We start from the raw sequence: 12,653 nt of genomic DNA, 5'->3' as shown, positions 1-12,653 counted from the left end.
GCGGCGTGGGAGGCCGGCCGCACCGCCGGTGTCCGTGCGGTCAGCCGAGGGGTGCCGGCTGCGGCAGCCCCACCGGCCAGGCGTGGACGGGCTCGCCGAGGTGCATCAACTGGGCGTAGCGGCGGGTGGTCGCGGCCAGCGCCGCGTCGCGGGACAGCCCCTGTTCCAGGGCCTGGTGGAAGGTCGCCGTCTGCCAGGCCGCGCCGTTGACCCGGCGCCGGCAGCGTTCCTCGATGACGCCCAGGTACAGGTCGCGGTCGGCGGGCTCGACGCCCCACGCGTCCAGGCCGGCCGATGCCAGCGGCAGCAGTTCGTCGCGTACGAGGGTGACCGCGTCGACCTCGCCGATGCCGCCGTAGCGGCCGCGCCGCGGCCACCGGAAGCGGGCGTCGATGCCGTACCGGCAGGCGGCGTCGAAGTTGGCCTCGGCCGTGGCGAAGGGCATCCTGGTCCACACGGGCCGCTGCTCCTCGGCGAGGGCGCGCACGAGGCCGTAGTAGAAGGCGGCGTTGGCGATGACGTCGGTGATGGTCGGTCCCGCGGGCAGTACGCGGTTCTCGACCCGCAGGTGCGGTACGCCGTCCGCGATGCCGTAGACCGGGCGGTTCCAGCGGTACACCGTGCCGTTGTGCAGGACGAGTTCGGCGAGCCGGGGCACGCCACCGGCGTCCAGCACCTCCAGCGGGTCCTCGTCGTCGCACATCGGCAGCAGCGCCGGGAAGAACCGCAGGTTCTCCGCGAACAGGTCGTACGCCGAGGAGATCCAGCGCTCGCCGAACCAGGTGCGCGGGCGCACCCCCTGGGCCTGGAGTTCGGGCGGGCGGGTGTCCGTGGACTGCTGGAACAGCGGCGGCCGGGACTCGCGCCACAACTCGTGCCCGAAGAGGAAGGGCGAGTTGGCGCCGACCGCGATCTGGGCCGCGCAGGCCGCCTGCGCCGCGTTCCACACGTCGGCGAAGCGTGCCGGGGTGACCTGGAGGTGCAGTTGGACGGAGGTGCACGCCGCCTCGGGCGCGATCGACTTGGAGGTGCAGGTCAGGTGCTCCACGCCGGCGATGTCCAGCATGAACTCCTCGCCGCGCGCTGCCACGATCTGATCGTTGAGCAGCGTGTAGCGATCGGCCTCGGAGAGGTTGGAGGAGACCAGGTCGTCGCGGTCGAGGGTGGGCAGAATACCGATCATCACGATCCCGGCGTCCACCTCCTGGGCCTTACGGTCGGCGTAGGCGAGTGCGGTGCGAAGTTCCTCCGCGAGCCGGTCGAATACCCGGCCGCCCAATCGGTGTGGAGCTATGTTGACTTCCAGGTTGAACATGGCGAGTTCTGTTTGGAAATCGCGGCTCGCGATGCGCTCAAGTACTTCTCCATTCAGCATTCTGGGCATGCCGTCCGGGCCGGCGAGATTCAGTTCGATCTCCACGCCCATGAGGTTCTTCGGGCGGTCGAACCGCTTCTCGGCCAGCAGGCGCTCCAGTCCCGTGAGACACCTCACGAGCTTGTCGCGGTGGCGCCGGCGCTCGGACAGGTCGAACGACCCCGCCACGACCTTCTCCCCCATCGAAGCGTCCCTCCTCGGATGGGCGGGCCGAGCCTCCGGCCGCCGGTGGTACCGGTCAGGTTGGATGATGCCCAGCCGAAGCGATCGATAACGTCCCGCGCGACCCCCGCGACCGCTACGCTTCGGAATGTGTCCTGTGGCACATTCACCGGGCATGAAGTCGTCCGTGTCTTCGGGTGCCCCGTCGATCTCGTGAAAAACACCGACGGCATTCGGCCGACCGCGGGCGGAGCGTATTCCGAGGTCAGCGGGCCGGATCGGGCGTTGAATCGGCATGAATACCGCGAATCGGCGGCCGAATAGCGCCTTGCGCTATTCACCGGCAACGGTTAGCTGAAACAGCAGCTGAACATTTGTCGTATAAACTCCGCACCAAGGCAGACGGCTGGCACCCACGGTCCTGATTCCTGCCGTCAAGGTGACGTGCGGCAGGCCTCGCCCGCACCTCGCTCACCGACCCGGGTCCCGCCCTCACTGCCCGCATCGAGCTGACAGCGCCGTCCGCCCACGCCCTCGCGCCAGCGCGCCTGTCGAACGAGAGAGGCGACCCACCATGCCGCTGCAAGTCCCCCCTGCTCCCACGCCCGCACTGCGCTCCGTCCTCACGGCCCTCGGTTCCCCCACCGCGGTCCGCGAGGCCCCGACCCCCTCCCTGCGCAACGCGGAGGGACCCGTCACCGCCGAACTCCCGCTGGCCGTCCATGTGCTGGACCGGATCACGGCACAGTCCGGGGCCGTCACACGGCTGACCGGCTGGCGGTTCATGATCCGCTGCGGCGGCCGCTCGGTGGCCGCGGCCGAGACCGTGCTCACCGCGGACGGCTGGGCGTTCTCCCGCTTCTTCGAGGGCCCCTACATCGCCTCCACCGAACGCGCCCTGCACCAGGCCGAGACGCTGACCCAGCCCTACCAGCCGCGGCTGCTGTCCGTACCGGGCCTGTACATGCTCACGCTGTGGCTGCACGGGGACCGCGCGGCGGACGGCGCCGAGGACCGTCCGGCCGCCACCGACCTGCTGGTGCCGCTGGCCCCCGCGCCGCCCGGCATCGCGGCCCACACCCCGCACCGGGTGGCCGAGTTGCTGCCGGTCCTGACCCACCGGGTGACGCCCGTGCCGCTGCTCGGCTCGCCCGCCTGAACCGCCCCGCGCCCCTGCCGTACCCCGTCTCCGGCGCCCGGAGGCGGGGTACGTCCGTCTGCGCGCACGGCCTCGCGGGCGGACGGGGGCCTGACACCCGGCGCCGTTGCCGCCCTCGTCGTGAACGCTCCCCAACCGTCCCGGAGTTGGGCTGAACCAAACGCGTGCGCGATGCGTCATCACCCTGTGAAGAAGCGGTGCTGTGAAACCCCTGCGAATCGACGCCCAGAGGGCAACACTGGATTCCGACCGACTCATCACCACGGGGGCCAACATGACCACGACACAGCGAGAGATCCCACCCATGTGCCAGCACCAGCCACCGTGTCCGACCGCCGAATCCGCCGACCGGGAGTCCGCCCGTCTCATGGCGCACCACCCGGAGCAGGGCTGGAGCCTGCTGTGCAACGGGGTTCTGCTCTTCGAGGACACCGGTGAGCTCCTGCCCGACGGCCAGATCATCGCCCCGCACCGCCCGCTGGGCGCCCACCAGGTGATGACCGCCGCCTGACGTACCACCCGGGCGGTGCGGTGCCACGCCCGGTGACATGAGGGGCCGGCTCGCACACATCCGGTGCGCACCGGCCCCGACGCGTGTCCGTGACCGCGGCGCGTCAGGCGGTGGGCCGGTAGTCGAACCAGTCGGCATGGGCCCGGCCCTCGGTGACGTACAGCCCGATGACACGTCCGGTGAAACCGCCCGCCACCTCGCTGGACAGATACCGCCCGTCGAGTTCGGCCAGCGGCAGGACGCCCTCGTCCTGCTCGACGGAGAAGGCCACGGTGTCCGGCCGCCCGCCCTGATCCCGGGCGCCCGCTGCCCGGCGGCCGTCGCGGTGGGCGCCACCACCGACGTCGTACGGATCTCCACGACAAGCGTGACAGGCCCCGGCGGCACGACCCGCTCCACGAGCCGCTGCCGCACCGGTCCGATCCGCGCGACCACCCCGACCGTTCCGCCGCCCACCTCGATGTCGTAGTGATGCGCCTCGTCCATGCGCACGGACAGCCCCGCCCGGCCGTCCCCGGGATCCACCCGGGCCGCCGCTCGGCAGTCCGGATGCTGCTGACGCCGGCCCACGAAGGTGCACCCGGGCCGGTCGAGCGAGTCACCCGTGGCCGTCAGCGTCAGCCGGCCCGGCCGCTCCTCCAGGGACCAGGAGCCCTCGGGCCTGCGGCGCGGCGATATCCAGTACGGCGCGAGGGCCGGGCCGTCGAAGTCGTCCCGCTCCGGCGGCGGTTCGACCGGGTGCCAGGCCGCGGGCGCCGGATGCCGCTCACCCACCGGTCCCGTCCGCGGCCATCCGTCCACCCACTCCACCGGCACCAGGAACGTCTCCCGCCCCAGCACGTGGTACTCCGGGAAGTAGCCGCGCGGTCGGGTGCCGAGCAGGACCATCCACCATGTGCCGTCGCCCGCCTGGACCAGATCGGCGTGGCCGGTGCACTGGATCGGCAGCCCGGTGCCGCGGTGCGTCAGCAGCGGATTGCCCGGCGCCGGCTCCCAGGGACCGCGCGGGGAACGGGACCGGGCGACCGAGACGCCGTGCCCGAGCGCGGTGCCGCCCTCGGCCAGGAACAGGTACCACCACCCGTCGATCCGGTACAGGTGCGGTGCCTCCGGGTCCCGCAGCCCGGTCCCCGACCACATGGGCAGCGGCCCCTCCAGGACCCGGCCCGTCGCCGGGTCGGTCCGGGCCACCCGGACGCCCGCCACCGCGCACCAGCAGGAGCCGTCGTCGTCCCAGGCGAGGTCCGGGTCGATGCCGGGCACGTCGATCAGGACCGGATCCGACCACGGCCCCTCGGGCCGTTCGCTGGTGACGAGGAGGGTGCCCCGGCCGCCCACGTCGGTGGTGATCACATGGAAGCGGCCGTCGTGATGGCGGATGGTGGGCGCGTAGATGCCACCGGAGGCCGGGGTGTCGTCCGCCGCCTCCCACTGGCCCGGCCGGTCGAGCACATTGCCGATCTGCCGCCAGTGCACCAGGTCCCGGCTGTGGAACAGCGGGATGGCGGGCACGTACTCGAAGCTGGAACAGACGAGGTAGTAGTCCTCGCCCACGCGGCACACGCTGGGGTCGGGATGGAATCCGGGGATCACCGGGTTGCCGTACGTCCGCATGTCCGCCCCCAAAGCCGCTCGTCCCGCCCGTCGAAAGTTTCGAATCCAATCCCGAATCTTACTGCCCCGCCTCGCTGGACCGGCCCGCCGGGCGCCCGGTCCATGCCAGAAACGCGGGGCGCCCGACCCGGGCGGTCGACCAAGCCGACCGCCCCCTCGCGGATCGCCCCGTTGTGGAGGTCCGCGCACCCGTGTCCGCGCGGTTCCGACCGGGCCGGGGCCGCCGTGCACCCCTGTGCGGCGCCGCGTTCGCGGCGATCGCCGACGGAGATGCGAGGAAGACCCCCGCGAAACCCGCCCGCAAGATCGACGACCAGGACCCCGCCCACCGCGACCGCGCCATCCACGCCCTGCGCACCGGCGCTCCGGCCGGCCGCCTGGTGCTCGGCGGCTTCATCCCCGGCACCGGCGGCCACCTACGTGGGCACCGGCCCGCCGGCCCCCGTGTCGGCGACGCCATGAGCCGCGTGGCGACGCGGTCCGGAGAGCGCGTGGGGGCGGTTGTCCGCCGTACGGCCCAGCGCGTGGCCGGGGGCGGCCCGCCGGGCGAACGCCGGTGCGGCCGGGCTTTCTTAACGCAAGATTGACGCCGTTCGGCCCCACGGCCCACAGGCCCGCACGTCACGGTCTGCTTACGCTGGATCCGCCGCCGCATGATGGCCGAAAACAGGGCTGAGCCGCACGTCAGGAGCACCCCGATGGCCACGATCGAGCACCCGCCCACCGGTCGGCTGCGTGCCTGGATGCTGGAGGGCCTGGCCGACATGGGCAGGAAGGGCGGCCTGACGGGACCCCACGCCGAGCCGCAGCCGGCCCACCGGGGGCAGCGCTGGTGGCGGGTGATGTGCCTGACCGGTGTGGACTACTTCTCCACCCTCGGCTACCAGCCGGGCATCGCCGCCCTGGCGGCCGGCCTGCTCTCCCCGCTCGCCACGATCGTGCTGGTCATCGTCACCCTGGCGGGCGCCCTGCCGGTCTACCGGCGCGTGGCCGAGGAGAGCCCGCACGGCCAGGGCTCGATCGCGATGCTGGAACGGCTGCTGTCCTTCTGGAAGGGCAAGCTGTTCGTGCTGACCCTGCTGGGCTTCGCGGCCACCGACTTCCTGATCACCATCACCCTGTCGGCCGCCGACGCCTCCACCCACCTGATCGAGAACCCGCATCTGAACAGCGCGCTGCACGGCCGGCAGATGCTGATCACCCTGCTCCTCGTCGCCCTGCTCGGCGCGGTCTTCCTCAAGGGCTTCCTGGAGGCGATCGGTGTCGCCGTCGCGCTGGTCGGCGTCTATCTCACGCTGAACCTCGTCGTCGTGATCACCGGCCTGTGGCACATCGTCACCGCGAGCCATGTCGTCACCGACTGGACCAGCGCCCTGACCACCGAGCACGGCAATGTCTTCGTCATGGTCGGGCTGGCCCTGATCGTCTTTCCGAAACTCGCGCTCGGCCTGTCCGGCTTCGAGACCGGCGTCGCCGTCATGCCGCACGTCCGGGGCGACCCGGCCGACACCGAGGAGTGTCCCACCGGCCGGATCAGGGACACCAGGAAGCTGCTGACCACCGCGGCCGTGATCATGAGCTGTTTCCTGATCGCCACCAGCTTCATCACCACGCTGCTCATCCCCGCGCACGAGTTCAGGTCCGGCGGCCGGGCCAACGGCCGCGCGCTGGCGTACCTCGCGCACGAGTACCTCGGCAACGCCTTCGGCACGGTCTACGACATCTCGACCATCGCGATCCTGTGGTTCGCGGGCGCCTCCGCGATGGCGGGCCTGCTCAATCTGATGCCGCGCTATCTGCCCCGCTACGGCATGGCCCCGCACTGGGCGCGCGCCGTGCGCCCGATGGTCATCGTCTTCACCCTCATCGCCTTCCTGGTGACCTGGATCTTCAAGGCGAACGTCGACGCGCAGGGCGGCGCCTACGCCACCGGTGTGCTGGTGCTGATCTCTTCCGCGGCGATCGCGGTGACCATCGCCTCGCGCAAGTCCGGGCAGCGCCGCTGGACGGTCGTGTTCGGGGTCATCGCGACGGTGTTCCTGTACACGACGGTCGTCAACGTCATCGAGCGTCCCGACGGCGTGAAGATCGGCGCGTGCTTCATCGCCGGCATCATCCTGGTCTCGCTGCTGTCCCGGCTGGCCCGGGCCTTCGAACTGCGCGTGACCAGTGTGACGCTGGACGACATGGCGGACCGTTTCGTCAGGGACATGGCCAGCCGGAAGATCCGTTTCATCGCCAACGAGCCCGACCGGCGCGACAAGGCCGAGTACCGCGACAAGATCGAGCAGATCCGCCAGGACAACGACCTCCCCGAGCAGGAGGACTTCGTCTTCGTCGAGGTGACGGTCACCGACCCGTCCGAGTTCGAGGCGGGCCTGACGGTGCACGGCGAGGTCCTGCACAACCGCTACCGTGTCATGACCCTGGAATCCGCCTCCATCCCCAACGCCCTCGCCGCGCTCCTGCTGCACGTCCGGGACAGCACCGGGTGCACCCCGCACATCTACTTCGAGTGGACCGAGGGCAATCCGTTCGCCAACTTCCTGCGGTTCTTCCTGTTCGGCCAGGGCGAGGTCGCCCCGGTCACCCGCGAGGTGCTGCGCGAGGCGGAGCCGAACCGCGGCCGGCGCCCGCGGGTCCACACGGGCTGACGGGAACCCCCACGTCAAGGGAGCGTAAGGAAAGAGTGTGACGGCATCAGAGCCGTGTCAGCCCGGCGTGTGGCGGCCATCGGAGCGGCCTAGCCTCGATGGTATGGAGCGTGGCGCGGCACTCACCTCGGCCGGTGACCGCCACTGGCGCGGCAGCGCCCGGCTGGCGGTCGCCTACGCGCTCGTCTTCGGCACCCTGGCGACGCTGACCGACTGGGAGGCGGGCTCGCTCACCCCGGAACGCGCGGCCCTGTGGCTGGGGCTCGCCACCGCCATCGGACTGCTCCTGATGCCGCCGCGCGTCGCCGCCGGCCGCGGCTGGCTCTCGGTGCGCGGGCCGCTGTGCCGGCGGGCGGTCCGCACGGACGCGCTGGTGGGGGTCCGCCAGTACGACGGCGTCTCCTCGCACCTGGTGTTCCGGGACATCGACGGCCGGCGCCTCGAACTCGACCCCCGGGTGCTCGCCGCCAACCCGTTCCTGTGGCACGAGGTCGACACGGGACTGCGCCACTCGCTGCAGAGCGGCACCCTGTGCCAGGGCGTGGAGGTGCTGCGCAGACTGGAACGGGCCATCGACGACGAAGGGGCCCGGGCCGTGCTCAAGGAATCCGGGATGTCCTGACCCGCCGCGGCGACGCCTACGGCGTTTCGGCGACGGTCCTCGCGGTCGGCGCCGTGGGCTCTTGCCGGGGTCGGCGACTCATGACACGGCACGCCGGCAGCCGGGTGCCGCGGCGTCGCGGCTCAGCACGCGGTTCCCCACCCCTTCAGGGCGCCGACACCGCCCCCGGGCCGCCCCGACCGGGTCGGGCGCTCGCCGTGACACGGCGCCGCGGCGTCACGGCGTCACGGCTGAGCGCACAGTCCCCGTGCCCCGTTCGGGCGCTGCGCCTCGAACCCGCGTCAGGAATCCGTTCGGGTCGCGTCGGGGCGGTCGATGTGGATCGACCCGACGCCACCCGCCCCAACTGCGCCGTTCCGGGCCCGTGGCCCTATCGTGACCGGCATGCAGTCCTACACGATCGGCCAGGCGGCACGGCTGCTCGGCGTGAGCCCGGACACCGCACGCCGCTGGGCCGACGCGGGCCGGATGGCGACCCATCGCGACGAGGCCGGACGGCGGCTCATCGACGGCAGGGACCTGGCGGCGTTCTCGGTCGAACTGGCCAGGGCGGGCGGGGGCGACGAGGAAGCGTCGTACACCTCGGTGCGCAACGCCTTCCCGGGGATCGTCACCGCGATCAAGCTAGGCGATGTCGCGGCCCAGGTCGAGATCCAGGCGGGCCCGCACCGGCTGGTCTCCCTGCTGACCCGGGAGGCCGTGGAGGAACTGGCCCTGGAGGTCGGCATGGAGGCCACGGCCCGGGTGAAGTCGACGAACGTACACATCGACCGCGTGTGAGAACGACCCCCGCCCGGCTCAGCCGGTCGGGGTCCGCACGGCGCACCGGTAGCGCCCGTCCAGGCGTATGGCGTTGATGCCGCTGATGTGCCGCGCCCCGCACCGGTCCTGAGGGAGCACCAGCTGGGGCCCGTGCCGGTCGAGCGGGGTGTCGTCGATGCTGACCGCGAGCAGCACGGGCGCATGGGCGAAGTCCGGGTCGATCTCGGCCCAGGACAGCAGCGCGCGGTGCCCGTCCGTGCCGTCGACGGCGATGAGGAAGCGCAGTCGGTCCTTGCGCCGCACGGGATCGAAGCCGGGCCCCGCGTCGGACAGGACGTCGTACAGCAGCGGCCCGGCGAACCGGTGGTGCTGCGTTCCGCTGGTGGCGCACTCGAAGGCGACCCGTACCCGGTGCTGCGGCCAGGCGAGCAGATCCGGCACCGTGAGGCGGGCCGGCCGGGTCAGGTCGCCGGTCAGGGCGAGTTCGGCGAGCGTCACGTGCGACCACCTCCCGGATGACGGTACCCACGGCACGACTCCGCGCAAACGCAGATGCCCGGCTTGATCCGTCGCTTCTCCAGCTCATGCGAGGCAAGTGAAGGCTCATGCCTGGCAGATGCGGCAGTATCATCTCATCGCGGCACGGCCCGCTGCGGCCGTGGCGGAGCGCGACCGCCTGTCCGAGGCTCGAAGGAGTAGAACCGTGATGACCCGTTCCGAGCGCCGGTCCCGGCGGATGCTGCAAGTGACCGGCGCGGGAGCCGCCGCCCTGATGGCGCTGAGCGCCTGCTCCTCCGCGGACGACTCGTCGTCCACGGACGACTCCGCGTCCGGCTCCTCCTCTGCCTCGCCGAAGCTGTCCGGCACGGTGACCGTGTTCGCCGCGGCGTCGCTGCAGGAGAGCTTCACCGAGTTGGGCGCCACGTTCGAGAAGCAGCACCCGGGCACCAAGGTCACCTTCAACTTCGGCGGCAGCGACACGCTCGCGGCGAGCATCACGGGCGGCGCGCCGGCCGATGTCTTCGCCGCCGCGAGCCCGAAGACGATGGCGATCGTGACGGACAAGGGCGACGCGGCCGGAACCCCGGTCACCTTCGTCCGCAACCAGCTGGAGATCGCCACCCTGCCGGGCAACCCCGACAAGGTCTCCTCCCTGAAGGACCTCACCAAGTCCGGTCTGAAGGTCGTCCTGTGCGACAAGACCGTGCCGTGCGGCGCCGCCGCCCAGAAGGCCCTGGAGGCCAGCAAGCTCAAGCTCACCCCGGTCTCCTACGAACAGGACGTCAAGAGCGCCCTGACGAAGGTGGAACTGAAGGAGGCCGACGCGGCGGTCGTCTACAAGACCGATGTGAAGGCCGCGGGCGACAAGGTGGAGGGCGTGGACTTCCCCGAGTCGGCCGAGGCCGTCAACGACTATCCGATCACCCTGCTCAAGAACGCGCCCAACGCCGAGGCGGCCGGCGCGTTCATCGCCCTCGTACGCTCCGCCGAGGGCCGGCGGGTGCTGGGCGAGGCCGGGTTCCTCAAGCCGTGACCCGGCTCGACGCGTCCGGCGCCGCGCCCCGCGCCTCGAAGGGCGGGCCGCGGCGCGGGGACGCCCGCGCGCCGGGCCGGCGCGGTGTGCCGCTCCCGCTCCTGCTGCCCGGCGTCGTCGCGCTGACGTTCCTGCTGCTTCCCCTGCTCGCCCTGCTCGTCCGGGCCCCGTGGGGCAGCCTGCCGGAGCTGCTGAGCAGCACCAAGGTGTGGCAGGCGCTCCAGCTGTCGCTGATCACGGCGACCGCGGCGACCGGGGTGAGCCTGGTCCTGGGGGTGCCGCTGGCCTGGCTGCTGGCCCGCACCGACTTCCCCGGCCGCGGTGTCGTACGCGCCCTGGTCACCCTGCCGCTCGTGCTTCCCCCGGTGGTCGGCGGTGTGGCCCTGCTCCTCGCCCTGGGCCGCAACGGAGTCGTCGGGCGGTGGCTCGACTCCTGGTTCGGCATCACGCTGCCGTTCACCACGACGGGCGTGGTGATCGCCGAGGCGTTCGTCGCGATGCCGTTCCTCGTCATCAGCGTCGAGGGCACGCTGCGCGCCGCCGACCCGCGCTTCGAGGAGGCGGCCACCACCCTCGGCGCCTCCCGGTTCACCGCGTTCCGCCGGGTCACGCTGCCGCTGATCGCCCCGGGCATCGCGGCGGGCGCGGTCCTGGCCTGGGCCCGTGCGCTCGGTGAGTTCGGCGCGACCATCACGTTCGCCGGCAACTTCCCCGGCCGCACCCAGACCATGCCCCTCGCGGTCTATCTGGCCCTCCAGAACGATCCCGAGGCGGCCATCGCACTCAGCCTCGTCCTGCTCGCGGTCTCGATCGCGGTACTGGCCGGGCTGCGGGACCGCTGGCTGACCACACCGTGACACCCCCGTCCCCACGCCGTCCACGCGCGTGCCGCGGCGGCAACGCCGTGCGAAAGGCCACGGACACGATCCGGGAGCGCTCCCGCGGCGTACGGCCGTACGATCGCCGGTACGAGCAGCCGCATCCGTACCGTCCACGCCCCGGCCCGCCGCGCCCCCGCCGCACGGCACCACCCACCCGACGACCGCCGCGCCCACCGGCCCGGTCGATCCGGTCCCGCCCGCCCGACCTCTGGATGTGCACCCCATGACGGACATCGACGACACCACGGCCGGCCTCGTCGCCGAGGGCACCCGCGGTGACGGGCTCGACGCCCGGCTCGTCGTCGACCGCGGCTCCTTCCGCCTCGACATCACCCTGCGGGCCGCGCCCGGGGACGTCGTGGCCCTGCTCGGACCCAACGGCGCCGGAAAGACCACGGCCCTGCGCGCCCTAGCCGGTCTCACCCCGCTCACCGGCGGCCATCTGCGGCTGGACGGCACCGCCCTCGACCGCACGGCCCCGGAGTCACGCCCCGTCGGCGTCGTCTTCCAGGACTATCTGCTCTTCCCGCACCTGTCCGCCCTGGACAACGTGGCCTTCGGCCCCCGCTGCCGGGGCGCGACCAAGGCCGAGGCCCGCGCCCTGGCCGCCGCCTGGCTGGACCGCATGGGCCTGGCCGAGCACGCGGGCGCCAAGCCGCGCCGGCTGTCCGGCGGCCAGGCCCAGCGGGTCGCCCTGGCCCGGGCCCTGGCCACCGGCCCCCGTCTGCTGCTCCTCGACGAGCCGCTGGCCGCCCTGGACGCCCGCACCCGGCTCCAGGTGCGCGCCCAGCTGCGCCGCCATCTCGCCGAGTTCGAGGCGATCGCCGTCCTGGTGACCCACGATCCGCTGGACGCCATGGTGCTCGCCGACCGGCTCGTCGTGGTCGAGCACGGCCGCGTGGTCCAGGAAGGCTCCCCCACCGACATCGCCCGTCATCCGCGCACGGACTACATCGCGCAACTCGTCGGCCTCAATCTCTACCGGGGCCGGGCCGAGGGCCACACGGTACGGCTGGACGGCGGGCCCGCCGTCACCACGACCGAGGACCTGTCGGGCCCGGTCTTCGTGGCCTTCCCACCGGGCGCCGTCACCCTCCACCGGGACCGTCCCACCGGCTCCAGCGCCCGCAACCTGTGGCGCTGCGAGGTGGCCGGCCTGGAGACCCACGGCGACCAGATCCGCGCCGACCTGACCGGTGAACTGCCGCTCGCGGCCGACCTCACCACGGTCGCCGCCGCGGAACTCGATCTGCGCCCGGGTGCCCCGGTGTGGGCGACGGTCAAGGCGACGCAGACCCACGCCTACCCGGCCTGAGGTGGCGGCTGCGGCTACGGTGGGGACCGCCAGGGGCCCATCGACCCCGAATCCCCCACATCCT

General features: G+C 72.4%; 10 protein-coding genes and 1 pseudogene. 8 read left to right on the top strand and 3 right to left on the bottom strand.

The genetic code is table 11. From position 1 onward, the window contains the following. Positions 1–40: 40 nt before the first annotated feature. Positions 41–1,558 carry a glutamate-cysteine ligase family protein gene (locus tag AC27LF_RS29925; RefSeq protein WP_479659825.1) on the bottom strand — a complete coding sequence of 506 codons (1,518 nt, stop codon included), beginning with the start codon at positions 1,556–1,558 and terminating at the stop codon, positions 41–43. A gap of 553 nt (positions 1,559–2,111) precedes the next feature. On the opposite strand from AC27LF_RS29925, the gene AC27LF_RS29920 reads away from it, so the two are divergent. Together AC27LF_RS29920 and AC27LF_RS29915 are read left to right on the top strand one after the other, a co-directional pair. Further along, positions 2,112–2,696 (top strand): hypothetical protein, encoded by a 585-nt coding sequence (locus AC27LF_RS29920; protein ID WP_404031949.1) that lies wholly within the window; start codon positions 2,112–2,114, stop codon positions 2,694–2,696. 304 nt (positions 2,697–3,000) lie between these two features. Further along, positions 3,001–3,207 (top strand): DUF5999 family protein, encoded by a 207-nt coding sequence (locus tag AC27LF_RS29915; protein WP_479659848.1) that lies wholly within the window; start codon positions 3,001–3,003, stop codon positions 3,205–3,207. A 103-nt stretch (positions 3,208–3,310) separates the two neighbouring features. On the opposite strand, the pseudogene AC27LF_RS29910 reads toward AC27LF_RS29915, so the two are convergent. After that, positions 3,311–4,821 (bottom strand): annotated as a pseudogene (locus tag AC27LF_RS29910) (glycoside hydrolase family 43 protein). Between the two features lie 698 nt (positions 4,822–5,519). Between AC27LF_RS29910 and AC27LF_RS29905 the strand changes: the two are divergent. From AC27LF_RS29905 to AC27LF_RS29895, 3 genes are all read left to right on the top strand, one after another. Further along, complete coding sequence (locus AC27LF_RS29905; protein ID WP_479659826.1) at positions 5,520–7,475, top strand: APC family permease; 1,956 nt, start codon at positions 5,520–5,522, stop codon at positions 7,473–7,475. 103 nt (positions 7,476–7,578) lie between these two features. Beyond that, positions 7,579–8,097 (top strand): hypothetical protein, encoded by a 519-nt coding sequence (locus AC27LF_RS29900; protein WP_479659827.1) that lies wholly within the window; start codon positions 7,579–7,581, stop codon positions 8,095–8,097. A 384-nt stretch (positions 8,098–8,481) separates the two neighbouring features. Next, the gene (locus tag AC27LF_RS29895) at positions 8,482–8,877 is read left to right on the top strand and encodes a TOBE domain-containing protein (protein WP_479659828.1); all 396 of its coding nucleotides are present in this window, start codon (positions 8,482–8,484) and stop codon (positions 8,875–8,877) included. An 18-nt stretch (positions 8,878–8,895) separates the two neighbouring features. On the opposite strand, the gene AC27LF_RS29890 is transcribed toward AC27LF_RS29895, so the two are convergent. Next, complete coding sequence (locus AC27LF_RS29890; protein WP_479659829.1) at positions 8,896–9,357, bottom strand: molybdopterin-dependent oxidoreductase; 462 nt, start codon at positions 9,355–9,357, stop codon at positions 8,896–8,898. A gap of 208 nt (positions 9,358–9,565) precedes the next feature. Here AC27LF_RS29890 and modA point away from each other — a divergent pair, with 208 nt between their 5' ends. The 3 genes from modA (at position 9,566) to AC27LF_RS29875 (ending at position 12,589) form a co-directional block, all read left to right on the top strand. Beyond that, positions 9,566–10,393: a molybdate ABC transporter substrate-binding protein gene (gene modA / locus AC27LF_RS29885; protein ID WP_479659830.1), complete on the top strand. Its 828-nt coding sequence runs from the start codon at positions 9,566–9,568 to the stop codon at positions 10,391–10,393. Then, a complete protein-coding gene (modB, locus tag AC27LF_RS29880; RefSeq protein WP_479659831.1) occupies positions 10,390–11,250 on the top strand; it encodes a molybdate ABC transporter permease subunit in 861 nt (286 codons plus the stop codon). The genes modA and modB overlap by 4 nt, the downstream gene beginning before the upstream one ends. A gap of 247 nt (positions 11,251–11,497) precedes the next feature. After that, positions 11,498–12,589, top strand: a complete 1,092-nt coding sequence (locus AC27LF_RS29875; protein ID WP_479659832.1) for an ABC transporter ATP-binding protein — start codon at positions 11,498–11,500, stop codon at positions 12,587–12,589. Positions 12,590–12,653 lie beyond the last annotated feature (64 nt).

The sequence above is a fragment of the Streptomyces diversicolor genome (assembly GCF_057537855.1).
This window is presented reverse-complemented; position numbering and strand designations above follow the sequence as displayed.

Excerpts from the sequence above, each read along its gene's own strand:
- AC27LF_RS29905 (WP_479659826.1), top strand. The coding sequence starts at position 5,520 with ATGGCCACGATCGAGCACCCGCCCACCGGTCGGCTGCGTGCCTGGATG.
- AC27LF_RS29895 (WP_479659828.1), top strand. The coding sequence starts at position 8,482 with ATGCAGTCCTACACGATCGGCCAGGCGGCACGGCTGCTCGGCGTGAGC.
- AC27LF_RS29915 (WP_479659848.1), top strand. The coding sequence starts at position 3,001 with ATGTGCCAGCACCAGCCACCGTGTCCGACCGCCGAATCCGCCGACCGG.
- AC27LF_RS29900 (WP_479659827.1), top strand. The coding sequence starts at position 7,579 with ATGGAGCGTGGCGCGGCACTCACCTCGGCCGGTGACCGCCACTGGCGC.
- AC27LF_RS29925 (WP_479659825.1), bottom strand. The coding sequence starts at position 1,558 with ATGGGGGAGAAGGTCGTGGCGGGGTCGTTCGACCTGTCCGAGCGCCGG.
- AC27LF_RS29875 (WP_479659832.1), top strand. The coding sequence starts at position 11,498 with ATGACGGACATCGACGACACCACGGCCGGCCTCGTCGCCGAGGGCACC.
- modA (WP_479659830.1), top strand. The coding sequence starts at position 9,566 with ATGACCCGTTCCGAGCGCCGGTCCCGGCGGATGCTGCAAGTGACCGGC.
- AC27LF_RS29920 (WP_404031949.1), top strand. The coding sequence starts at position 2,112 with ATGCCGCTGCAAGTCCCCCCTGCTCCCACGCCCGCACTGCGCTCCGTC.